This is a genomic window from Vibrio algarum, assembly GCF_028204155.1.
Lineage (GTDB): Bacteria > Pseudomonadota > Gammaproteobacteria > Enterobacterales > Vibrionaceae > Vibrio > Vibrio algarum.
Genome location: NZ_JAQLOI010000001.1, coordinates 613514 through 637799, shown reverse-complemented (window position 1 = coordinate 637799; position 24286 = coordinate 613514). Strand labels below are relative to the sequence as shown.

The 24286-nt window shown below is 41.9% G+C and carries 16 protein-coding genes and 3 pseudogenes; 14 read left to right on the top strand and 5 right to left on the bottom strand.

Annotated features, from left to right (window positions below):
• Positions 1-125: 125 nt before the first annotated feature.
• Both fieF and PGX00_RS03200 read right to left on the bottom strand, forming a co-directional pair.
• A complete protein-coding gene (fieF, locus tag PGX00_RS03205) occupies positions 126-1034 on the bottom strand; it encodes a CDF family cation-efflux transporter FieF (protein ID WP_272132722.1) in 909 nt (302 codons plus the stop codon).
• A 145-nt stretch (positions 1035-1179) separates the two neighbouring features.
• Positions 1180-1680 carry a CpxP family protein gene (locus PGX00_RS03200; RefSeq protein ID WP_272132721.1) on the bottom strand — a complete coding sequence of 167 codons (501 nt, stop codon included), beginning with the start codon at positions 1678-1680 and terminating at the stop codon, positions 1180-1182.
• Between the two features lie 182 nt (positions 1681-1862).
• Between PGX00_RS03200 and PGX00_RS03195 the strand changes: the two genes are divergently transcribed.
• From PGX00_RS03195 to PGX00_RS03185, 3 genes are all read left to right on the top strand, one after another.
• Positions 1863-2549 carry a response regulator gene (locus PGX00_RS03195; RefSeq protein ID WP_272132720.1) on the top strand — a complete coding sequence of 229 codons (687 nt, stop codon included), beginning with the start codon at positions 1863-1865 and terminating at the stop codon, positions 2547-2549.
• Positions 2550-3929 (top strand): envelope stress sensor histidine kinase CpxA, encoded by a 1380-nt coding sequence (gene cpxA / locus PGX00_RS03190; RefSeq protein ID WP_272132719.1) that lies wholly within the window; start codon positions 2550-2552, stop codon positions 3927-3929.
• Between the two features lie 97 nt (positions 3930-4026).
• Positions 4027-4506, top strand: coding sequence for a tRNA (cytidine(34)-2'-O)-methyltransferase (locus PGX00_RS03185; RefSeq protein WP_272132717.1), 480 nt, complete (start codon positions 4027-4029; stop codon positions 4504-4506).
• A 53-nt stretch (positions 4507-4559) separates the two neighbouring features.
• Here PGX00_RS03185 and PGX00_RS03180 read toward each other — a convergent pair whose 3' ends face one another.
• On the bottom strand, positions 4560-5090 hold the full coding sequence (locus PGX00_RS03180) for an FxsA family protein (RefSeq protein ID WP_272132715.1): 531 nt from the start codon (positions 5088-5090) through the stop codon (positions 4560-4562).
• Between the two features lie 292 nt (positions 5091-5382).
• Between PGX00_RS03180 and aspA the strand changes: the two are divergent.
• The 6 genes and pseudogenes from aspA (at position 5383) to PGX00_RS03150 (ending at position 13324) form a co-directional block, all read left to right on the top strand.
• Positions 5383-6833: pseudogene (gene aspA / locus PGX00_RS03175) on the top strand (aspartate ammonia-lyase).
• Positions 6834-6917: 84 nt separating this feature from the next.
• Positions 6918-8219, top strand: a complete 1302-nt coding sequence (locus PGX00_RS03170; RefSeq protein WP_272132714.1) for an anaerobic C4-dicarboxylate transporter — start codon at positions 6918-6920, stop codon at positions 8217-8219.
• 161 nt (positions 8220-8380) lie between these two features.
• Positions 8381-10195 carry a protein-disulfide reductase DsbD gene (locus PGX00_RS03165; RefSeq protein ID WP_272132711.1) on the top strand — a complete coding sequence of 605 codons (1815 nt, stop codon included), beginning with the start codon at positions 8381-8383 and terminating at the stop codon, positions 10193-10195.
• A gap of 300 nt (positions 10196-10495) precedes the next feature.
• Positions 10496-11131 carry a response regulator transcription factor gene (locus PGX00_RS03160; RefSeq protein WP_272132710.1) on the top strand — a complete coding sequence of 212 codons (636 nt, stop codon included), beginning with the start codon at positions 10496-10498 and terminating at the stop codon, positions 11129-11131.
• Positions 11132-11341: 210 nt separating this feature from the next.
• The gene (locus PGX00_RS03155) at positions 11342-11608 is read left to right on the top strand and encodes a DUF4212 domain-containing protein (RefSeq protein WP_272132708.1); all 267 of its coding nucleotides are present in this window, start codon (positions 11342-11344) and stop codon (positions 11606-11608) included.
• 12 nt (positions 11609-11620) lie between these two features.
• Positions 11621-13324 (top strand): sodium:solute symporter family protein, encoded by a 1704-nt coding sequence (locus PGX00_RS03150; protein WP_272132707.1) that lies wholly within the window; start codon positions 11621-11623, stop codon positions 13322-13324.
• Between the two features lie 110 nt (positions 13325-13434).
• On the opposite strand, the pseudogene PGX00_RS03145 reads toward PGX00_RS03150, so the two are convergent.
• Both PGX00_RS03145 and PGX00_RS03140 read right to left on the bottom strand, forming a co-directional pair.
• A pseudogene (locus PGX00_RS03145) lies at positions 13435-16865 on the bottom strand (PAS domain-containing hybrid sensor histidine kinase/response regulator).
• 127 nt (positions 16866-16992) lie between these two features.
• Positions 16993-18144, bottom strand: a complete 1152-nt coding sequence (locus PGX00_RS03140) for a 3-phenylpropionate MFS transporter (protein ID WP_272132705.1) — start codon at positions 18142-18144, stop codon at positions 16993-16995.
• Between the two features lie 193 nt (positions 18145-18337).
• Between PGX00_RS03140 and PGX00_RS03135 the strand changes: the two are divergent.
• The 5 genes and pseudogenes from PGX00_RS03135 (at position 18338) to accB (ending at position 24284) form a co-directional block, all read left to right on the top strand.
• Positions 18338-20162, top strand: a pseudogene (locus PGX00_RS03135) (DUF294 nucleotidyltransferase-like domain-containing protein).
• A 2-nt stretch (positions 20163-20164) separates the two neighbouring features.
• Positions 20165-20800 carry a 3'-5' exonuclease gene (locus PGX00_RS03130; protein WP_272132703.1) on the top strand — a complete coding sequence of 212 codons (636 nt, stop codon included), beginning with the start codon at positions 20165-20167 and terminating at the stop codon, positions 20798-20800.
• A gap of 230 nt (positions 20801-21030) precedes the next feature.
• Positions 21031-22971, top strand: coding sequence for an acetate--CoA ligase (gene acs / locus PGX00_RS03125; protein WP_272132702.1), 1941 nt, complete (start codon positions 21031-21033; stop codon positions 22969-22971).
• Between the two features lie 343 nt (positions 22972-23314).
• Positions 23315-23767, top strand: coding sequence for a type II 3-dehydroquinate dehydratase (gene aroQ, locus PGX00_RS03120; protein ID WP_272132700.1), 453 nt, complete (start codon positions 23315-23317; stop codon positions 23765-23767).
• A gap of 64 nt (positions 23768-23831) precedes the next feature.
• Positions 23832-24284: an acetyl-CoA carboxylase biotin carboxyl carrier protein gene (gene accB / locus PGX00_RS03115; protein WP_272132699.1), complete on the top strand. Its 453-nt coding sequence runs from the start codon at positions 23832-23834 to the stop codon at positions 24282-24284.
• Positions 24285-24286 lie beyond the last annotated feature (2 nt).

Sequence of the window (24286 nt, the reverse complement as noted above, 5' to 3'; positions counted from 1 at the left end):
GAAAGAGTATTACATTTTGAGGGACAACTGAGTTGATTCACATCAGAATCGGTTTCAGTTTCCTTCATTCAAACAAAAGATAGCTCAAAATAACGCTTTTTGTCGGTGTAATTACTGAAATAAATTTACCAACCAAGTTCTTTTTGTCCTTTTTCTGTCCCATAGACTACAGAATATGGGTCTTGGTGAATAAGAACATCTGCATTTGGAAACGCATTTATAAGTTGTTCTTCTACTTCATCCGATATCTCATGAGCCCGGATCAGTAACATATTGTCTTCCAATTCCAAGTGCAACTGAATAAACCTAACTGGTCCTGACATTCTAGTTCTTAATTGATGCACACCCAAAACACCTTCAACAGACATAGCCACTTCACGAATGGTGTTGAGTTCTTCTTCTGGTAACTGCCTATCCAACAAGGATTGAACGGCTTCTAGTACCATTTTTATGGCACTAATCAATATAAATACACCAATACCAACCGCGAATGTTGCATCTGCCTGAGTAACACCAAAATAACTCAAACCAAGTGCTAACATAATCGCAATATTCATATAGATATCGGTTTGATAATGCAACGAATCTGCAGATATTGCTTGGCTTCCTGTCTTTCTTACAACGTGCTTTTGAAACATTACAAGCCCCAAAGTAACAAGCGTCGCAAAAAGACTCACATAGACACCGTATTCTGGAGAAGTTAACTCATGTGGGCGAAAGAAGCGATCCACCCCATTAAGGATAAGAAAACACGCAGACCCAGAAATAAACATAGCCTGAGCAAGTGCAGCCAAAGATTCTGCTTTTCCATGCCCAAAAGTATGCTGTTCATCCGCAGGCTGAAGAGCGTAACGAATAACCACTAAATTAACACCAGACGCAGCAAGATCGAGTAAAGAGTCAATGAGTGATGCCAGTAAACTTACCGAGCCGGTAACCCACCAGGTCGCTAGCTTTACAATCAGAAGTAATGTCGCTATTGCAGTTGCCATCCAGGCAGCCATTGACACTAAACGGGCGTATTCTTCTTTCATATCAGATCAAAATAGGAAGATTTGGTTGGATTATAGCCATGAATTTGTGACTTGGGTATCATTTTATTTTTGTAGCCGACAACACGAAGAAAAGCAGCACAAGGCTGCTTTTCTATACGTAGAGGATTAATGAATAAGCTAGGCTTTATTTGTTTTTCCCTTTACGTTTCTCCATTCGCTCTGACATTTCTTCCATACGCTCTGCTTGCAATTCTTTTAATTGCTCTTTTTGCTCGTCAGTTAAAATGCTCATCATTTCGTGTTGTTTAGCTAGTTTTTGCACACGGCGCTCTGCTTGTTTTTCAACCATTGATTTAGCAAGTTGTTCTGCTTTATCTTGGTCAAAGTCAGCGGCAAGTACAAGATCTTGTACTGCAGCATGCTGTGCCTTCATTTCCGCTTGACGAGCTTCTCTATTTGCTTGACGATCTGCTTGCATTTCTGTTCGGTTAGCTTCACGCAAATCACTTAGTTGTTCTTTCTGTTCATCAGTTAAATCTAACTGACGAATTAAGCTTTTATCAAATCCATCATTTTTACCACGCTGGTTGTCTCCACCTTTACCACCGTATGCAAATACGCTCGTTGTCGCAAAAATCATCGGGAGAGCAGTTGCGGCAATGATTAATTTTTTAGTTACTTTCATAGGTTATTCCTCACGTTATTCTTTTAAGTTTGCTGTCTTCACAGCGGTTAAGCATAGAATAGGTGATACACGGTAAAGTAACGTCTAGAAAGCGTAAAGAAGCGTAAAGATAAAAGAAGCAGTTAATTTTACAGGTAAGATCTATCATACTAAACGTAACAAAAGTATAAGAGGTATCAATAATGGCCAACATCTTATTAGTTGATGACGACATCGAGCTTACAAGTCTACTCAAAGAAGTTCTTACATTCGAAGGGTTCAACATTACCGAAGCTAACGATGGTGAAGCAGGGCTTGCCGCTGTAAACGACAAAATCGACCTCATACTATTAGATGTCATGATGCCGAGAATGAATGGTATGGACATGCTGAAAAAGCTAAGAGAATCTTGGGAAATCCCCGTGCTTATGTTGACAGCAAAAGGGGAAGAAATAGACAGAGTGATAGGGTTAGAGCTCGGTGCCGATGATTACCTTCCTAAACCATTTAGTGACAGAGAACTGCTCGCTCGTATTAAAGCTATCCTTAGACGAACACAAGTCAATAGCACCGCCAAATCAACTGACTACATCGAATATCAAAACATTAAAGTTTATCCTGGCAAGCAAGAAGCTTATGTTGGCAGTATGCTTTTGGAGTTAACCACGACCGAGTTCGCCTTGCTTACGCATTTTATACAGTATCCGGGTGAATCTTTGACCAAAGAGGTGTTGAGCTTAGATGTACTGGGTAAACGTTTAGCCCCATTTGACCGAGCCATTGATATGCACGTCTCTAATCTACGCAAAAAGTTACCTGAACGCAGTGATGGAAAGCCTCGAATAAAAACCTTAAGAGGGCGCGGCTACATGCTCGTTGAGGAGGGATAAATGAGACTTCCTAAAATATCCAATCTTTATGGCCGTATTTTTGCCATTTTTTGGTTTACCCTGTCCTTAGTTTTGATCGCCGTTTTGCTTGTTCAAGATGCGGATCCGAGGCAAACACATCGCATACAAAAAAACAACATCGAAAGACTTTCTAAGTTGGGTGAGCACCTTGAAGACAAATACGATAACTATAAATCTATTAGAGCTGTATTAGACAAAGTAAATCCCAAAGGAAGAGACGAGAAAAAAGAAGGAAAACCGGTAATTTATTTTTCTGATCTTACTGGTAATTTAATCGACTCTAATAGCCGAATGCAGCGTCGTGCAATACAAAACTTTATTACAAGCCTTGATTCATTAGATAGCCCACAACAAAGATTATATGGCCGCTACATGGTAGCTGGCCCGATGCCCGTGACCATCGCAAATCAACAACTACTTCTCTTTATCGCTGGAGAATGGGATCAAACTCCACCCTTTTTATTACAGTTATTTGATCAACCAATCCGGCTTCTTCTAGTCGTTATGCTTGTCAGTACCCCTTTACTTCTTTGGTTAGCCTATGCTCTCAGTAAACCCGCTCGCCTACTAGAAAATGCAGCTAGAAGGGTTGCAAATGGCGAGTTCATTGAAGACCCGAATCTCGAAAAAGGCAGCTCGGAATTCCGTGAAGCAGGCGCAGCATTTAACCAAATGGTGATCGCTATCAATCAGATGATATCTGGTCATCAAAGACTGCTATCAGACATATCCCATGAGCTTCGTTCCCCACTTACACGCTTAAGAATGGCAAACGCATTAGCAACTCGAAAACAAGGTGAATCATCTGAATTAACTCGTATCGATACTGAAGCTGAACGTCTAGAGAAAATGATAGGCGAACTATTAGAACTTTCTCGTATGCAGGTTAATAGCCATCAAGTCAGAGAGACTCATTCAGCGACCACTCTGTGGGAGGAGATTATTTCTGACGCTCAATTTGAAGCAGAACAAAAAGAGAAGTCCTTCATTTACGGTAAAATACCAACTTGTTCGATAACGGGTAATCCAAACCTATTAATGAGTGCTATTGAAAACATTATTCGCAACGCTATTCACTATAGCCATACGTCGATTCGCGTCCAATTCACTCTATCTGACAAAACACTCGCTATTTGTGTTGAAGATGATGGCGATGGTGTACCAGAGACCGAATTAAATGACATATTTCGGCCTTTCTATCGAGTATCGACCGCGAGAGATAGAAATTCTGGAGGTGCAGGATTGGGATTAGCAATAACTGAAAGCGCCGTGCGCCAACATAATGGGACTATTCGTGCAGAAAAAAGCCCTTTAGGTGGATTAAAGATGACCATCACCTTACCGAGTGAAATGGCATAATTATCCATAGTTCAGATTAACAAGGGTCGGTTCTTCTTTGAAACCGACCTGACCCTCGTTATACTCGCACTTCCAGCAACCAACCACGTTGAAAATCATGCTCGACATTGCACTTTTTGAACCAGAAATAGCTCCAAACACAGGCAACATTATTCGTCTATGCGCTAACTGTGGAGCAAACTTGCACCTCATCGAACCGTTAGGATTTGATCTGGAAGAGAAAAAAGTACGCCGAGCTGGCTTGGACTACCATGATTTGGCAAGAGTAAAAAGACACAAAGACCTCGCTGCGTTTATCGACTATTTAGAGAATGAACGTGAAGGGTCGTTTAGAATTTTTGCTTGCACAACGAAAACGACAGGGCATCATGTGGATGCCAATTTTCAAGCTAATGATGTACTGTTATTCGGACCAGAAACTCGCGGATTACCAGCCGATTTAATAGAAAGCTTGCCATTAGAGCAGAGAATTCGCATCCCGATGATGCCAGATAGTCGAAGCCTCAACCTCTCGAATGCAGTTGCGATTATCGCTTTTGAAGCTTGGCGCCAATTAGGGTTTAAAGGGGCAATTTAGTAACGCGGAAGGGTATAGGCTTCTAGTTTCGTCAACATAGAAGCCTATGAAGGCTAATTCAAACGATTATTTGAACCATCATTACTGTCATTAGCATCATCTTTTTTCTCATACTCTCCTTCGAAAGTATTACCATCATCACGCGATGATTGAAATGGGTCTTGTCCAAATGGGCTTTGACCAAATCCACCACCTTGCGCATGAAAGCCTGCACCGCCGGCCACACTGTTAATTTTGACTCTTTTCATGAGCTCTTTCGCTATTTTTGCTCTTGGTGCCGGCAATAACACGAGCATTCCAAACGCATCGGTCATAAACCCAGGAGTCAGTAAAAGCACACCCGCTACCGCTAGCATAACGCCTTCAAGGATTTGTTGTGCTGGCATTTCGCCTTGCTGTAAACGACCCTGTACTGACATGAGTGTTGCAATACCTTGACTACGCACAAGAGAAGCCCCTACAAAAGCAGTCACAAGCACTAGCGCAATAGTTGGCCATAAACCAAGAAACCCACCTACTTGAATAAATAGGCCAATTTCAACAATAGGAACAAAGATAAACAGCAACAATAAAATAGGAAACACACGCTCTCCAATGATCAAATAGGGTCAGTGAATATAACTCTCAGTGTACTTGCAAAACCATCGTTCAAACAGGGCAATTACAATATTTTACAGTATTAATACAAATAATGAATATTTTACAAAAAGCTGACCTAGAATATGGTTAGTTTATTAATCCCCTAACACTAATTGGGTATCATCTGCGATGAAGCCTGCAAGGATTTAATGCCATCTAATCTGTCGAACGGAAGCTACAAAGCGGAAATGGCCAGTCATTCATTCTTTTCTTAGAATAATTATCCAGGGCTAGACTATGAGCAAACTAAATAAAACCAATCTAAAAGCCAAACCAGCCACAAGAATTGAACACGACCTCCTAGGCGATCGTCACGTACCTATTGACGCTTATTACGGTATCCATACGCTTCGAGCGATGGAGAACTTTAATATTTCAAACAACACAATTTCTGATGTACCTGAATTTATCCGTGGAATGGTCATGACCAAAAAGGCGGCAGCCTTAGCCAACAACGAATTAAGCGTTATTCCTAGTCATATTGCTGACTATATCGTTAAAGCTTGTGACCTTATTTTGCAAACCGGAAAATGTATGGATCAATTTCCATCTGATGTATTCCAGGGTGGAGCAGGAACTTCCGTCAACATGAATACCAACGAAGTTATTGCGAATGTCGCTTTGGAATTAATGGGCAAAGAGAAAGGCCAATACGAGTTTATAAATCCAAACGAACACGTCAATAAGAGTCAGTCAACTAATTGTGCCTACCCAACAGGGTTTCGAGTCGCTGTTTACACCAGTATTTATCATCTTATTGAAGCTGTTGAATACCTTAAAGGCGCTTTTGACCTAAAAAGTAAAGAGTTTGACTCTATCATCAAAATGGGGCGAACTCAGCTTCAAGATGCTGTCCCAATGACGGTTGGACAAGAGTTTCGAGCATGGGCTGTCACCATAAACGAAGAGATCCGCAACCTTAAATATATTGCTGAGCTGCTATTAGAAGTTAACCTCGGTGCAACCGCTATTGGTACTGGGCTTAATGCCGCAAATGGATATCAAGTACTCGCTGTTAAACATCTTGCAGATGTTACTGGATATCGTTGCATTCCTGCTGAAGACCTCATCGAAGCCACGTCAGATTGTGGCGCCTATGTTATGGCGCACAGCGCATTGAAAAGGCTTGCGGTTAAACTATCCAAAATTTGTAACGACCTGAGGCTACTTTCATCAGGGCCTCGCACTGGCTTAAATGAACTTAACCTACCTGAGCTTCAAGCAGGTTCGTCCATTATGCCTGCAAAGGTTAACCCGGTGGTGCCAGAAGTCGTCAATCAGGTTTGCTTTAAAGTCATGGGCAACGACACGACCATTTCTTTTGCAGCAGAAGGCGGACAACTCCAACTGAATGTGATGGAGCCGGTTATCGCTCAAAGCATGTTTGAATCGCTAGACCTCTTAAAGAACGCCTGTATTAACCTACGCGATAAATGCGTCGATGGCATTACGGTAAATAAAGAAGTTTGTGAAGGGTATGTATTCAACTCCATTGGAATAGTCACTTACCTTAACCCGTACATTGGTCACCATGAGGGCGACATTGTAGGGAAAATTTGCGCTGAAACAGGAAAAAACGTCAGAGAAGTTGTACTGGAAAGGGGTTGCTAACTGCAGAGCAACTCAACGATATATTCTCAGTAGAGAATTTAATGAAGCCTCAGTATAAAGCGAAACGCTACGACTAATCTAAAGCAATAGGTGCAAAGTAAATAAAGGTAACCCCTTTGCACCTCGCTCAACTAAATTATCCAATTATGGAGATATGACTTGTGGTCATGATCGAACTTTTTATAGTACTGTTATTTATATTTTTAGGCGCTCGTATTGGTGGTATTGGTATCGGCTTTGCTGGTGGTGCAGGTGTTATTGTACTGACGATGGTACTAGGTGTAGACGCTGGTAATATTCCTGTTGATGTCATATTAATCATCATGTCTGTGATCACCGCTATAGCGGCAATGCAAGTGGCCGGGGGAATGGATTGGTTAGTACAACTCGCCGAACAGTTCTTACGAAAAAACCCAAAAAACATCACTTTTTATGCACCTATCGTTACTTATGTAATGACACTGCTAGCTGGCACTGGTCACACCGCTTTTTCTACATTGCCTGTAATCGCAGAGGTGGCTAAAGAACAAGGTATAAGACCATCGCGTCCTCTTTCCATCGCTGTTGTCGCCTCACAAATCGCTATTACCGCCTCCCCTATCTCGGCTGCTCTGGTCTTTTTTTCCGGAATATTAGAGCCTCTGGGTGTTGACTACCTGAGCTTGTTAGCCGTTTGTATTCCAACAACGTTCATTGCTTGTATGGTGGGCGCTTTTGTAGCAAATATGATGGGTAAAGAACTAGAAGACGACGAAACTTATCAAGAGCGCATGAAAAAGGGGCTAGTTAAGAATAAAGGAGTAACTACTAGAACGATTCTTCCTTCAGCAAAGACATCTGTATATATCTTCCTAACTGCTATTATTGCCGTCGTTATCTATGCAACCATGATCAGTGGAACCGTGGGTCTAATTGAAAACCCGACCATCGGTCGTAACGATGCTATCATGGCAATTATGCTGACAGCTGCCACCGCAATTGTCATGATCACTAAAATAGATGCTTCCCAAATTGCTAATGCGGCAACCTTTAAGTCAGGTATGAGTGCTTGTGTTTGTGTACTTGGCGTTGCATGGCTCGGTGATACCTTTGTTTCGAGCCACATTAATGAAATCAAAGAGTTTTCCGCTCATATTCTAGAGCAGTACCCTTGGATGCTAGCAATTACTCTGTTCTTTGCTTCTATGTTGCTCTATTCTCAAGGTGCCACAACAACCGCATTGATGCCCGCAGCACTTGCTATTGGTGTTGCCCCATTAACCGCCGTAGCATCCTTCGCCGCCGTCAGTGCTCTATTTGTACTGCCTACCTACCCAACCCTGCTTGCCGCGGTTGAGATGGATGATACCGGTTCAACACGAATTGGTAAGTATGTATTCAATCATCCATTTTTTATTCCGGGAGTGGTTACTATCACCACTTCAGTCGCGTTAGGTTTTACCTTTGGTGGGTTAATCTTGTAATTTTTTTTAAAAATCCCTCTATAAAGGAGACTTCGGTCTCCTTTATTTTAGCTCATGTTAGCTTATTCACTATTTTTCCATATTTTCTCTAGTATGATGAAACCTTCCTAGACCTTATCCGGTCTTATATTCATCTTATCTTGGTTTAGTAGTTGATCTATATGCGCGCTTTTTTCTCTCTAATACTTATCGGATTACTCTCCTTTTCTGGCTCGGCTTTAGCACTTTTTAATAGCCCAAGCGCATCGAGTTCCAATGGTGGATTCAACAATAACAATTCAGATTTTGTTACGGTCGAGCAAGCATTCCCTTTTTATGGCAGCCAAATCGGTGAAACCGTGCATCTTGAATGGGATGTAATGGAAGGTTATTACCTATACCAACAGCGCTTATCCGTTAGTGCAGAAAACGCACAAATTGGTGATCTCGATATGGTTGATGGTTCTCCTTATCAAGATGAATTTTTTGGTTCGGTTAATATCTACACCGAACCGTTAAGCATTAAAGTACCACTGCTTTCTGTTGGAGAAAGCGCAAAACTGATTGTTCAATATCAAGGTTGTGCAAAAGCGGGCTTTTGCTATCCCCCTGAAACAAAAACCATCGATCTCATGCCGTTTTCTCAAACGAACACGTCAGCCGCTATTATTGACTCAATTAAAAACAACACCAAGAAATCAGAAGTCAGTGTGGCGGATAAAACGCAACGATTAAGCAAAGAATCAGAACTGGCAGGCAACTTAGCTGATAACTGGTGGACTCCATTTATGTTCCTCGCACTCGGTATTGGTTTAGCATTTACACCCTGTGTTTTCCCTATGTATCCTATTCTCACTAGTATTGTTTTAGGCAGTGGGAAACTAAGCCAAGCAAGAACGTTCGGACTTTCATTCGTTTATGTACAAGGGATGGCACTAACCTATACCTTATTAGGCTTGGTGGTCGCTTCTGCAGGGCTTCAATTTCAAGCGGCGCTGCAGCACCCCTTCGTTCTTATCGGTTTAAGTGTCCTGTTTGTTTTACTTGCCATGTCTATGTTTGGCTTATATACCATTCAGTTGCCTACTAGCGTACAGACATGGTTAAACCAACAAAGCAACAAACAAAAAGGTGGAAACCTGCTTGGTGTCTTTGCTATGGGAGCGATTTCTGGTCTAGTTTGCTCACCTTGTACGACAGCACCTCTTTCAGGGGCATTACTTTACGTCGCACAGAGTGGAGATTTACTAACCGGAGCCGTGGCTCTTTATGCTCTTGGATTAGGTATGGGTATACCATTAATTATTGTTGCTGTATTCGGCAATAAGTTACTTCCACGTGCTGGTGCTTGGATGGACAGAGTTAAGATCTTATTCGGATTTATTCTTCTCGCGGCGCCTATATTTTTAATTGAACGAATTATTCCAGAGCAATGGGCCATTACATTATGGGGAATTCTTGGTGTGGTTGCCTTTGGTTGGCTTTATCACGTTAAAAATAGCTTAGAGTTTGGTGGTTGGAAACAGAGCTTAGTCGGTGTTATTGCTGTATTAGGGTTAGTTGCTTCAGCTATGCCTGTTTATAACCAATGGTTTGGTGATACAGAAGGAAACGGCTATCAGCCTCAAGTCAGCTTTACTCGTATTACCTCTGTAGATGAGTTAGAACAACAGCTAGTACTCGCAAATAAAGCTAACAAACCGGTGATGTTAGACTTCTACGCAGATTGGTGCGTCGCATGTAAAGAGTTTGAGAAATATACCTTTCATACTCCTGGGGTCGAGAGCCAGTTAAAAGAATTTGTTTTACTACAAGCCGACGTAACAAAAAACACACCCGATGATATCGAGCTATTTAAGCGACTAAAAGTAATGGGCTTACCAACCATTGATTTTTGGGACGCCCGTGGAAACTATATTTCTAATGCCAGATTAACTGGGTTTGTTGAATCTGAACCATTTCTAGAGCACTTATCTATTCAAAATTTAGGCAAGTAAATGGTTTTAAAACAGAGGGGCTTTCATCGGGTATTTACATATCGGGCATAAATTCATTGTGTATAACCGCAAAAATTGAATTATGCTCACACGATGAAAGCACCCTAATTCATTCTCCACGTTAATGACTTTTATCTCGTTACATCCTATATAGGCAATCAACAGATAAAACTTCAATAAAAAAACTTAAAAGTCGATACTGTTCAGAAATTTAACGAACAATTATTGTCCATTGGCCTAAAGCGTACAATACTTAGTTGAAGCTATTATTTAACTAAATTATAAAGAGCCCTTAACGTCATGGAATCGACTTACACAATTATCATCGCGGATGACCATCCACTGTTTAGAAATGCATTGTTTCAATCAGTACATATGGCGATCAGCGGTGCAAACCTACTCGAGGCAGACTCGCTAGAAGCTTTACTAAGCCTGCTTGATAAAGAGGCCGAGCCAGACCTCTTATTACTCGATCTGAAAATGCCTGGCGCAAATGGAATGTCTGGCCTTATTCAACTAAGAGCTGAATATCCAGATCTACCTATTGTCGTAATATCTGCAAGCGAAGAACCAAATATTGTGGCCCAAGTAAAAACACACGGTGCTTTCGGGTTTATACCTAAATCAAGTGATATGCGAGCACTTATTGCTGCTCTAAATCAAGTATTAAACGGTGACCCTTTCTTCCCAGAAGAACTGCTTAAAAATGCCAATGTGAATACTGACCTAGCTGAAAAATTAGCGTCGTTAACACCGCAACAATACAAAGTACTTGGTATGCTGTCAGATGGATTGCTTAATAAGCAGATTGCCTATGAGTTAAGCGTATCTGAAGCCACCATAAAAGCTCATATGACGGCTATTTTCCGTAAGCTCGGAGTTCAAAATCGAACTCAAGCGGTTATCCTTCTACAACAGCTTGAATTGCAAAGTTAGACCTTAGGTGTAGAGTATTAGACCTTAGGCTAAGTTAACAAACTGTTAACATCTGTTTTTTATAACCTACCTATCATAAACGCCCTAAATATGGGCGTTTTCTTGTTTCAGCCCCCGACTAAAGTTGCACTGAGATCTTGCAAGAGTACTGCTAATCTAAATCACGTAACAGTTTATTAACACCCAATAACTAAACGGAAGGAGAAGGCAATGTCATTCGAATCGTCGGATCACGCTCAAGCCTACTGGAAGGAAAACCTAAAGATCATGGGCTCACTGCTAGCGATATGGTTCTTAGTGTCTTATGGCGCTGGAATCTTATTTGTAGACGCACTAGATACAATCCAAATTGGTGGATTCAAATTAGGATTCTGGTTTGCTCAACAAGGTTCAATCTACACATTCGTTGTGTTGATTTTTATATATGTTGCACGCATGAATGCGCTCGACAAGAAATATAACGTACAGGAAGATTAAGAGGCTAAAGAAATGGATATTCAAACTTGGACGTTTATTCTTGTCGGTATTACATTTGCGCTATATATCGGCATAGCAATTTGGGCTCGCGCAGGCTCAACAAGTGAATTTTATGTTGCTGGCGGTGGTGTACACCCAATAGCAAATGGCATGGCGACAGCTGCAGACTGGATGTCAGCCGCATCGTTTATCTCAATGGCGGGTATTATCTCATTCATCGGTTACGATGGTGGTGTATATCTAATGGGTTGGACTGGTGGTTATGTACTACTTGCTCTTTGTCTAGCTCCTTACCTACGTAAGTTTGGTAAATTTACCGTGCCAGATTTTATCGGTGACCGTTACTACTCTAGAACGGCTCGTATGGTAGCAGTATTCTGTGCAATCTTCGTATCGTTCACCTATGTAGCAGGTCAGATGCGTGGTGTCGGTGTGGTATTTGCTCGTTTCTTAGAAGTTGATATCAACATGGGTATCATCATCGGTATGGGTGTGGTGTTCTTCTACGCTGTACTAGGCGGAATGAAAGGCATTACCTATACTCAAGTAGCTCAATACTGCGTACTTATCTTTGCTTTCATGGTTCCAGCAATCTTTACCTCTCTTATGATGACCGGTTCTCCAGTTCCACAACTTGGATTCGGTTCAACCGTGACAGGCAGCGATGTATACCTACTAGACAAACTTGATGGATTAACACAAGAACTCGGCTTTACCGCCTACACCGATGGGTCGAAGAGTATGGTTGACGTATTCTTTATCTGTGCGGCACTAATGGTTGGTACTGCTGGTCTACCTCACGTAATTATTCGCTTCTTTACTGTACCGAAAGTATCTGATGCTCGTATCTCTGCTGGTTGGGCTTTGATCTTCATCTCTATCCTTTATACAACAGCACCAGCGGTTGCCGCCTTTGCTCGTGTAAACATGATTGAGACGATTAACGGTCCAGATATGCAAGGTGTCGCAGCAGCAGAAGCTCCAACATGGTATCAAAACTGGGAAAGTACTGGTCTAGTAGCATGGGACGATAAGAACGGCGATGGTAAGATGTTCTACTCTGGCGATGAGCGCAATGAGATGAAGATCAACCGAGATATCATTGTATTAGCTTCTCCTGAGTTGGCTAAACTTCCAAACTGGGTGGTTGCATTACTAGCCGCTGGTGGTTTGGCGGCAGCACTATCAACAGCAGCAGGTCTACTACTAGTAATCTCGACTTCAATATCGCATGACTTATTGAAGAAAGGATTTAGGCCAAACATGACAGATAAACAAGAGTTGTTTGCTGCAAGGATGGCGGCCTTCTTTGCCATAGTCTGCGCAGGTTACCTAGGTATAAATCCTCCAGGCTTTGTAGCACAGGTTGTAGCGTTTGCCTTTGGCTTAGCAGCATCATCCTTCTTCCCAGCGATTATCTTGGGTATCTTCTATAAGAAGATGAACAAAGAAGGTGCAATTGCAGGTATGCTATCTGGTATCGCATTTACTACGATTTACATCGTGTACTTCAAGTTCATCAACCCAGCGGCAAACGTGCCTGAAAACTGGTTATTTAGCATCAGTCCAGAAGGTATCGGTACGCTAGGTATGTGTGTGAACTTCATTGTTTCAATTGTTGTGAACAAGTTTACAGCAGAAGTACCGCAGGATGTTCAAGATATGGTTGAATCAATCCGTTACCCTAAAGGTTCGGGTGCAGCTCACGACCATTAATCTATAATTAAATAGATTAAGAAAGCCGATGCAGTTTGCTGCATCGGCTTTCTTTTTTGTATGAAAAAAGGGCCGCTATAACCTTTTAGAACATTGCTATACAACCTTTATTAATGAATACGGTTTAGTACCGCTCTAAGCTTTAATGGCTTAACGGGTTTAGCAATAAAACTAAATCCATTAGACGTAATTGCCGTCAGCATCTCTTCTGTTCTATCTGCACTAATAATAATACCTTCGAAACTATTCCCCAAACGCAGACGACATTGCTGCAATACCTCTAGTCCAGTCCTATCATTGTCTAAACGATAATCAGAAAAGATGACATTAGGTTTCCAGTCGTCTTGCATCAGTTGTAAGCTTTCAACTAAATCACGTGCAGTCCTAACATCACAGCCCCAACGTTCTAATAGCGTTCTCATTCCAGAAAGTATCTCTAATTCGTTATCAACACAGAGCACGCGTACATTCGATAGTGACGAAATGTCTGGTTGTACTACAGGCACGATAACCGGTTCGACGAATTCCCCCTCTCAAGAGTAATTGAAAAAACCGAACCTTCATCAGGCCAAGAGCGTAACCCAATATCATGCTCTAGTACCCGAGCAATACCTCTAGAAATAGCAAGCCCAATACCAAGCCCTTGAGATATATGACTAGGGTCTCCACGGGTGAATTCATCAAAGATTTCGGATTGCTTATCCAGTGCAATCCCGACACCATTATCCCAAACTTCGATTCTCACCATACCGTTTACTCGACGTGTACCCAACAGTACTTTGCCCTTTGGGTTATATCGAAATGCATTTGTCAAAAAATTTTGCAGAACACGACGTAGCAGTTTTGGATCAGAATGAACGATGAGATTGGATGGAATCATCTTGAAATCAATGTGTTGTTGTTTTGCTAGTGCACTAAATTCCGCATTAAGGTTGTTTAATACTTCATTAAGCTTAAACCCTTTTATATCTGTTTTTAGCTTGCCTGATTCAAGCCTAGAGATATCCAACAAGTCACCAATCAACTCTTCCGCAGCCCCCAAAGCGCTTTCTATATGGGTAGATAATTTTTTTGTTTCTCCATCTTTGGCCACTTCAGAAAGGGACGATGCAAAAAGTCGGGCAGCATTGAGTGGTTGCATTAGGTCATGACTTACCGCAGCCAAAAAGCGGGTTTTAGATTGAGACTCAGTATTGGCACTTTGTGTTGCGGATACGAGCCTTTTATTGAGCGATTCAAGCTCTTTAGTACGCTCTAACACTCTATACTCTAGGTTTTCATTCACCTCTTTGAGCGTTTTTTCTGCCTCACGGAAAACGGTGATATCGGAAAAACTCATTACGAACCCACCACCGGGCATCGGATTCCCCTGCACTTCTATAACCGTTCCATCAGGATAAACACGCGAAGAAGTGTGTTGTGTACCGCACTCTAGATGGTAAACACGTTTACGCACATGTTCTTCAGGATCTCCTGGGCCACATAGCCCCATCTGAGCATTATGCCGAATGACTTCCGCTATTGGTCTGCCAATCTGAATAAGCCCCGGAGGAAATTCAAACAACTCCAAATATCTTTGATTCCAAGCCACTAGTCTAAGTTGTTTGTCGACAACAGTAATCCCTTGGCTAATATGTTCAATCGCACCCTGTAATAGCCCTCGACTAAAGTCATACAACTCAGAAGCCTCATCTACAATGGTAGCGACTTCTTCTAACTGCATATTCTTACCCTGAAGAGCAGAAGTAAGCACTAACTTAGCTGATGACGCTCCAAAAACGCCAGCCAGAACTCTTTCCGTATGACGAATCAAACCTGATGTCGCTTGTTGATTAGGGAGTAATGTCTGCTCTTCTTGTCGCCAATAATTATTAAAAGCCGTTCTAGCTCGGGTTCGACCGACAAATCTTCCTGCCAACATTTCGAGTTCTAAAACCGTCACTCGGCTTTGATACAAACTCATGTTTTCGCTTTCAGGTAGAGGTGTCCCTACAAAGGCCGCTGATTGTAAACGCTCACTTAAACTAGAGCGTGTTACTAACGAGATAAGTACGTAGCATAGGGCATTAACAATAACGCTTAATGCCATACCCCAATCTGATGCGGTGAGTGACCAGTCGGCTAAAAACTGTGGTGGACGAATAATCCACAATAAAAAATTACTCTCTGAGTCCCCTGCTAACATATCTGTCTGACTCATAAGAGTAACTAACCAGATAACAAAGCCAGCCAACAAACCAATATACACCCCTTTTTTGTTGCCTAATCGCCAATACATACCACCAATAAGCGCTGGAGAAAATTGTGCAATAGCAGCGAAAGACAGCAATCCGATAATGGATAACGAGCGGATATTATCCAATGCCATATAGAAGCCCCAAGCACCAAATAAAATAAGCAATATCAATATTCTACGAACATTAAGAAGCAACCCAGAAAAGTGCGTATGGGTACGATTTGAAAGTTTTATTCTACGGAGCAACAGCGGAAAGACCAAATCATTAGACATCATGATAGCAAGGGCAATAGTAGACACGATTACCATTCCACTCGCCGCTGATGTTCCGCCTAAGAATGCCAAAAGTGCGATGTCCTTTGCACCCACAGAAAGTGGCAGGCTGATCACATAAGCATCGGCCGGGCTTCCGGCTAGAAGGCTTTGCCCAACCCAAGAAATCGGTAATACAAATAAACCGATTAAAACCAAATAGGTCGGAAATACCCTTCTTGCAACATGGAGATCTTGTGCTCGCTCATTTTCCACAACCATGGTGTGAAACTGTCTAGGCAAACAGACGATAGCGGCCATGGTTAATAGCGTATGTATAACTAACCCAGGAATATTCGGAGATTCATAGGTTTCAATTGCTATATCGATCAACTCTATCTCAGGGCTACTCAATGCGAGATAAAATATAAATAGTCCCACCACTAAAAAAGCGGCTAGTTTTACTATCGATTCAAAGGCAACGGCCATCATCATACCGCGATGATGCTCTGTATTATCGATATGGCGAGTACCGAATAAAATAGTAAAAACAGCCAAGGCTCCAACAACAAACCAAGATACATGCCCATCCTCATACCCCAATTGAGAGGTGAGATCCGGCGCTATAATATCTAGACCCATCGTAATCCCTCTTAATTGCAAAGCGATATAAGGTAATATTCCTACCACTGCAATTAAGGTAACCGTCACGGCCAAACCTTGTGATTTTCCGTATCTTGCCGCTATAAAATCAGCTATTGATGTGATGTGCTCTCTTTTTGCTATTAATATTAGTCGCGCTAGTACTCGCCAACCAAATACAAACACCAAAATAGGAGCAACATAAATAGGAAGAAATGACCACGGATTATTACTGGCTTGCCCTACGGTTCCGTAAAATGTCCAAGATGTGCAATAAACGGCAATAGATAGGCTATAAATCCACGGACGCCAACGGGACAACCATTTAGTCTGCCTGTCACCGTACCAAGCGATTAAAAACAGAATCCCGAGATAGGTGAGAGTAACGGGAACAACAATCCATCCTTGCATTGACCTTTCCTTGAACGATTTTTAGAGACAAAAAAACCGGAATATTAGATTCCGGCTTTAGTGTAGTTAAAGAATTGTTAATTCTCAGGTGGTTAGCTCTCGATTTGTGGCTCAAGTAGCCCTTTTTCTACTCTACTCTAATTTTTTTAGGCTCGACCCTAACGAAGAGCGCTAAAATACCCATCAGGGACATCACCCAGAATACATTTGCTCCCCACATTTCAAAGCCTACACCACTCAATGCGGTCATTACTGCTGTAAATGCTCCCATAGGAATCGCATTGTATAGAGCCTGCAACGGCACCATTTCATTTTGGTTGGCTCGCTGAATATATCTAATCGCCGCCAAGTGCGCCGTAGCAAATGTAACACCATGCAATAATTGAATTAAACCTAATCCCCAAACATCCGTCACCGTAGCAGTTAAAGCCCAACGCAGCGCTATCCCTGCTGAAGCTATTAAGAACATAGTTCTTAAACTCATATTACTAAACAACCTTTTACTGGTTGCAAATACGGTTATCTCGGCAATAACACCGATGCTCCATAAGTAACCAATCACATTTTCTGGATGCCCTACCGACTTCCAATAAATAGTACTAAAACTGTAATAGGCTGCATGGCTTCCGTGGATGAGAGAAAGCAAAATTAAAAATCTAAAAACGTCCGGTCGTTTAATCAACGCGAGCAATTTAGGTCTAACAGAATCTTCATCGCTAACGCTCACGGGTGGAGGATTAGGCGTTCGCATCGCAAGTAGAAGGCCGACAGCTGTTCCTGCTAACGCAGTATGAACAATCATATCGGTGCCATATAGTGATATTAGATAACCAACTGTAGTAGAACCGACTATAAAAGCAATAGAACCCCATAAGCGGGTTCTACCGTAATCCAACTTACCAAGTTTAGCGTAGTAATTAGCCATCGCATCTGAAAGAGGGATGGCTGGTCCGCAACAAAGGTTAAACAGAATAGTGGCCACAGCCATCATCCAAAAATCGCCACCGGTAAAAAAATGAAACCAGATAAAAAGAACTGAAAAGAAACTAAGCCAACGGATTGCGGGTAATAAGTGCTCAACCTTATGTAATCTCGGCGTAATCACAAGGTTCGCAATAAAACGAGTCGCAAATGCCAACCCCATTAATAAACCTATATCACTAGCTGATACACCCTGCTCTTTAAACCAAAGCGCCCAGAAAGGGATATATACGCCATAGGCGAAAAAGAAACCAACAAAGTACTGAGAAATCCAGCCAAAAGGCGATGGGGAAAACATAATTAACCTAGCTTTTATGAGTGTATTATAAATCGCCGCCATTATGCCTATGATCCCTTAACTTAAAAAGGGAACAGTTAACTATTTCCTGTTCCCTATTTCTTATGCTCCAGCCATTAGACCAAAGTCGTCTGGAGGTTAAGCAGAAACTTGCCAGACTATAACTAAGGTTTTACTCGGAGCGAATCTTGCTATGCCTGACAAATTTAATATGCAATCTCCCCTTTTGACCGCCTATCTGAAGCGCAACAATTACAATTACGTTCTTCTTTAGACGTAGCCTATTATCGAGAAAAAGATGTGTTATTGAAGGCGGGCGTAAAATGCGATTATTTACATATTCTAATCAAAGGCGCAGTAGAAGAGCGATCCTCCGACGATCTAGAGATATTTGCTCACTATGCAAACGATGATATTTTTGATGTTCGAGCCCAGTTTGAGCATGTTTCAAAACATAAATACGTAGCGCTAGAAGACACGTTATCCTATCTATTACCGACCCAAAAATTTCTCGAACTTTACAATGCTAATGGACAGTTCGCTGCCTACTTTGACAACAACTTAGCTAAACGACAAGAGCTTATAGAGGCGGCTCAACAACAACAAAACCTCGCTGAATTTATTTTAAGTAAGGTAGATAGCACTATTTATCACCCCCTTTAATCCTTAAACCTGAACTTCCGCTCATTGAAGTCACAAAAATGCTAAAAGAAAAAGGCGTCGACGCAGCACTCGTTAGACTTAATGATAACGACAAGCGCCTGTTAGAGCACATTGGTGAACACCCATATGCCATTGTCACTAGAACTAATATGCTGCACGCGGTCATGCTAGAAAATCAGCCATTAAATACCGCAGTTGGTGATATTGCCACCTTCCCCGTTTTTCATGTTGATGACGGCGATTTTTTATTTAACGCAATGATAACCATGACAAAGCAAAAGATGAAACGCGTCATGGTGTGTGATGGCAATGACGCTGTTGGCATGCTAGACATGACTCAAATACTAAGTGCATTTTCGACCCACTCTCATGTATTAACCCTGAGTATCGCAAGAGCAAGTAGTATTGAAGAGTTAGCGCTTGCAGCAAACAAACAAAGAAACCTAGTTGAAAGCTTAATTACTAACGGTATTCGCACAAGATTCATCATGGAACTTATCTCGGCGGTGAATGAACAAATAATTGAAAAAGCATTTGAATTGGTTGTTCCACCAACAAATCATGATGATATCTGTCTGATGGTATTAGGCTCGGAAGGCCGTGGAGAGCAGATACTCAAAACAGATCAAGATAACGCCTTGATCATTAAGGATGGCGTAGAAATAGAGAACCTATCGTCAATAATGGATAACCTAACCCACACATTGCAACAGCTTGGCTATCCACTCTGCCCCGGAAAGGTCATGGTCAATAATCCTGATTGGGTAAAACATAGCGAAGACTGGAAAAAAACGTTAAGTGATTGGGTTTCAGCAGCAAGACCTGAACAGGTAATGAAAATAGCCATCGTCGCCGATGCTCATGCCGTTGCTGGTAATAAGTCTTTATTAACCCCGATCAAGGACTACTTAATCAAACGAATGGCCAATCAAGAACTCATTCTCACTGAATTTACTCGCCCTGCTCTTAACTTTTCAATACCTCTCACGCTATTTGGTAAAGTGAAATCGTCTAAAGAAGGCGTAGACATAAAAGGCGGCGGCATATTCCCCATTGTCCACGGCGTTAGAGCCTTGAGTCTTGAGCACGCCCTAGATGTGAATAACACCTTCGATAGACTGATTGCTCTCCAAGAAAAGAAAGTGCTAGAAAAAGAGACGGCAGACAACCTCAGTGAAGCGTTAAAACTATTTCTAAAACTTCGTTTAACACAACAATTATCTCAACAGCACAGTCACAACAAAATTGAACTAAAATTACTAGATAGAACCGAACGAGACCTGCTCCGGCATAGCTTACATGTAGTCAAGAAATTCAAACAGTGGCTTGGTTATCATTATCAAATTAGGGATTAGGCATGAATTGGCTTAGGCGCAATTGGTGGTACTACAAACTCAAAGATTCACCTTACCGTGAATTATTTGCCGTGCCTACACACCAAGAGTTTGTTTCTCTAGATTGTGAAACCACCAGTCTAGACCCCAAAAGGGCTGAACTGGTCACAATTGCCGCAACCAAAATTATTGGCAATAGAATCATTACTAGTGAACCGTTTCATGTTCGCTTACGGGCGCCACAATCTTTAGACTCTGGCTCAGTGCGCATTCACCGCATCCGTCACCAAGACCTTATTGATGGTATTAGTGAAAAAGAGGCGCTAAAAGCACTACTTAAGTTTATTGGTAATCGGCCTTTAGTCGGATACCACATTCGCTACGACAAGACGATATTAGATATTGCTTGTCAAAAACAACTTGGATTCCCACTTCCAAATAGACTCATTGAAGTGAGCCACATCTATCACGAGATGTTAGAAAAACACCTTCCCAATGCTTATTTTGACTTAAGTTTAGACGCGATATGCAAGCATCTGGGTTTACCAGCTCAAGACAATAAACATGATGCCCTACAAGACGCTATCTCTGCAGCGCTAGTCTATGTGCGGCTAACTTATGGTGATCTACCAGCACTGACGTCCGCATACATGAGATAACGTTGACAAAACTCGATTAAGGTTTCGAAACACAGTGACGACAAAATACAAATTCGAGAAATAAACGTCTGAGCGCGTCGCCAGGTCTAAATTTATCCTAAAGTCTAATTGAGAAAAAACGCGCTGTAACCGACAGTTATAGCACTCAACTAGGTTTATAAAAATCTATAGCACAATGCTTATCAAAATGAACTCAATGGAAGTTTGCTTAAATCACAAGGAGAGAAGCAATGAGTGTGTATCCAGTCAAAGAAAATATAAAAGCCACAACCCACGCTGATAACGATACTTACCTTTCTATGTATCAACAGTCTGTCAGTGACCCTGAAGGATTTTGGGGAGAGCATGGTAAAATTGTCGATTGGATAAAACCTTTCACCAAAGTAAAAAATACGTCATTTGATACTGGCCATGTCGGTATTCGTTGGTTTGAAGATGGCACTCTAAATGTATCGGCAAACTGTATTGATCGCCATCTAGCGGATAAAGGTGATGACGTTGCAATTATTTGGGAAGGTGACGACCCAAATGATGATAAAACGCTTACATTCAATGAGCTACATAAAGAAGTATGTCGCTTTTCTAATGCCTTAAAAGATGCTGGTGTTCATAAGGGTGACGTTGTTTGCCTTTATATGCCAATGGTTCCCGAAGCCGCCATAGCAATGTTAGCTTGTACTCGTGTTGGTGCTGTACACACTGTCGTATTCGGCGGATTCTCTCCAGAAGCGCTTTCAGGCCGAATTATCGATTCAAATGCAAAAGTTGTGATAACCGCAGATGAAGGCGTCCGCGCTGGCCGAGCTGTCCCACTAAAGAAAAACGTAGACGAAGCGTTAACCAATCCAGAAGTGAAAAGTATCACTAAAGTGATGGTACTTAAACGAACTGGTGGCGATGTAGAGTGGCATGAACACCGTGATATCTGGTGGCACGAAGCGACAGCTAACGTTTCCGATTATTTCCCACCAATGGAGATGAAAGCAGAAGATCCACTGTTTATTCTCTACACCTCAGGTTCCACAGGTAAACCTAAAGGTGTGTTACACACTACTGGTGGTTATCTGGTCTATGCTGCGATGACCTTTAAATATGTGTTCGACTACAATGAAGGCGATACCTTCTGGTGTACGGCAGATGTTGGTTGGATAACCGGACACACTTACTTGGTTTATGGCCCATTAGCAAACGGAGCCAAAACCATTCTATTTGAAGGTGTGCCTAACTACCCAAATACTAGCCGTATGAGCGAAGTGGTTGATAAGCATCAAGTATCTACTCTATATACCGCTCCAACTGCGATTCGAGCACTTATGGCAAAAGGTGACGAAGCAGTTGAAGGCACAAGCCGCAGTAGCTTACGTATTATGGGGTCTGTGGGTGAACCAATAAACCCTGAAGCGTGGGAGTGGTATTACAAAACAATTGGTAATGAAAAATCCCCGATTGTTGATACATGGTGGCAGACCGAAACCGGAGGAATACTCATTTCTCCTCTACCAGGCGCAACCGCACTAAAACCAGGTTCGGCAACACGACCATTCTTCGGTGTTCAACCTGCACTTGTGGACAACATGGGTAATATTGTTGAAGGGGCTACAGAGGGGAATCTTGTTATTCTTGATTCCTGGCCGGGTCAAATGCGTAGCATATACGGAGATCACGATCGTTTTGAACAGACTTACTTCTCAACATTTAGAGGTATGTACTTTACTAGTGATGGTGCTCGTCGAGATGAAGATGGTTATTACTGGATAACTGGTCGCGTTGATGATGTATTGAACGTGTCTGGTCACCGTATGGGTACAGCAGAGATTGAATCCGCACTCGTAGCCTTCAGCAAAATAGCTGAAGCCGCCATAGTGGGTGTGCCGCATGATATTAAAGGCCAAGCGATTTACGCTTACATCACATTGAACGATGGTGAGTACCCAAGTGCAGAGCTACATAAAGAAGTAAAAGATTGGGTTCGAAAAGAGATAGGACCGATAGCGACACCAGATGTACTTCACTGGACAGACTCACTACCGAAAACACGTTCAGGAAAGATCATGCGTCGTATACTTCGTAAAATCGCAACGGGAGACACAAGTAACCTTGGAGATACCTCAACACTTGCCGATCCAAGTGTTGTAGACAAACTCATTGCTGAAAAAGCGGAGATGCCATAGAAATTTATAACGAATCTTTAAAAAGATGACTCCTACCATTTGCGCTACTTTATGTAGCGCTTTTTTTTGTGTCAAAATCAACAAACGTTTTAAACACCCCCGAAGAAACCATAATTTACTGTTGAGATTCGTTCATGCAGTTGGCAAAAGTGTTACCCCTGTAACATTTAATAACTTTCACCCCATGAGATTAGACCAGTAAAATGCTGCTATTTGCAGTGAATTAGCTATAATCGTGGTCTTAAATGATGATTGACTAAAAATTAGCGGGAAAATCATCAAAATTGTCTATAATAAATCAGACACACTAATTAAATTCTAGTTAAAGGAAGATAGCCACAAGATGACTGCAAAGTTACGCATTCTGCTTTTAAACGGTCCAAATCTTAACCTCTTAGGGGTTCGAGAGCCTGGTCACTACGGTTCGCAGACCTTAGAACAGATAGTGGATAGTTTGATTATTCAGGCTGATGCTGCTGATGTTGAACTTCAGCACCTACAGTCAAACAGAGAGTATGAGCTGTTAGAAGCGATTCATGCTGCTCACAATAATGTTGATTTCATTATTATCAATCCCGCGGCTTTTACCCATACCAGTGTTGCACTTCGCGATGCTTTATTAGGTGTGGCTATTCCGTTTATCGAAGTTCACTTATCCAATGTGCATGCGCGTGAATCTTTCCGTCATCACTCTTATCTATCCGATAAGGCAGTAGGCGTTATATGTGGACTCGGTGCGAAAGGTTACCAATTTGCTTTGACAGCAGCGATAGAACAGCTGAAGTCAGAGTCTTAAAGAACTAATTTCGCTTCACCCTGTCATAGGTTTGAAGCGCTCAACAGATAAAGAGAAAGAAAAGATGGATATACGTAAAATAAAGAAACTGATTGAACTAGTAGAAGAGTCTGGCATTTCTGAACTTGAAATTTCAGAAGGTGAGGAATCCGTACGAATCAGTCGTAACAGCCCTGCTCAATTTGCACCGATGCAATATGCAGCAGCACCTGCGCCTGTTGCTTCAGCCGCACCAGTTGCCGCTCCAGAAGTCACTGCGGAACCCGCTGTAGTAGAAGTGGCTGGTCACAAAGTACTTTCTCCAATGGTAGGTACGTTCTACCGCTCTCCAAGCCCAGAAGCCAAATCATTTATTGAAGTAGGTCAATCTGTTTCTGCTGGTGATACTCTATGTATCGTAGAAGCCATGAAAATGATGAATCAAATCGAAGCAGATAAATCTGGTGTAATTACTGCGATCTTGGTTGAAGACGGTGCTGCAGTAGAGTTCGATCAACCACTTGTTGTTATCGAATAATA

What these genes read in the sequence shown, in the direction of transcription:
- fieF (WP_272132722.1), bottom strand. Translation starts at nt 1,034, where the DNA reads ATGAAAGAAGAATACGCCCGTTTAGTGTCAATGGCTGCCTGGATGGCA.
- PGX00_RS03200 (WP_272132721.1), bottom strand. Translation starts at nt 1,680, where the DNA reads ATGAAAGTAACTAAAAAATTAATCATTGCCGCAACTGCTCTCCCGATG.
- PGX00_RS03195 (WP_272132720.1), top strand. Translation starts at nt 1,863, where the DNA reads ATGGCCAACATCTTATTAGTTGATGACGACATCGAGCTTACAAGTCTA.
- cpxA (WP_272132719.1), top strand. Translation starts at nt 2,550, where the DNA reads ATGAGACTTCCTAAAATATCCAATCTTTATGGCCGTATTTTTGCCATT.
- PGX00_RS03185 (WP_272132717.1), top strand. Translation starts at nt 4,027, where the DNA reads ATGCTCGACATTGCACTTTTTGAACCAGAAATAGCTCCAAACACAGGC.
- PGX00_RS03165 (WP_272132711.1), top strand. Translation starts at nt 8,381, where the DNA reads ATGCGCGCTTTTTTCTCTCTAATACTTATCGGATTACTCTCCTTTTCT.
- PGX00_RS03160 (WP_272132710.1), top strand. Translation starts at nt 10,496, where the DNA reads ATGGAATCGACTTACACAATTATCATCGCGGATGACCATCCACTGTTT.
- PGX00_RS03155 (WP_272132708.1), top strand. Translation starts at nt 11,342, where the DNA reads ATGTCATTCGAATCGTCGGATCACGCTCAAGCCTACTGGAAGGAAAAC.
- PGX00_RS03150 (WP_272132707.1), top strand. Translation starts at nt 11,621, where the DNA reads ATGGATATTCAAACTTGGACGTTTATTCTTGTCGGTATTACATTTGCG.
- PGX00_RS03140 (WP_272132705.1), bottom strand. Translation starts at nt 18,144, where the DNA reads ATGTTTTCCCCATCGCCTTTTGGCTGGATTTCTCAGTACTTTGTTGGT.
- PGX00_RS03130 (WP_272132703.1), top strand. Translation starts at nt 20,165, where the DNA reads ATGAATTGGCTTAGGCGCAATTGGTGGTACTACAAACTCAAAGATTCA.
- acs (WP_272132702.1), top strand. Translation starts at nt 21,031, where the DNA reads ATGAGTGTGTATCCAGTCAAAGAAAATATAAAAGCCACAACCCACGCT.
- aroQ (WP_272132700.1), top strand. Translation starts at nt 23,315, where the DNA reads ATGACTGCAAAGTTACGCATTCTGCTTTTAAACGGTCCAAATCTTAAC.
- accB (WP_272132699.1), top strand. Translation starts at nt 23,832, where the DNA reads ATGGATATACGTAAAATAAAGAAACTGATTGAACTAGTAGAAGAGTCT.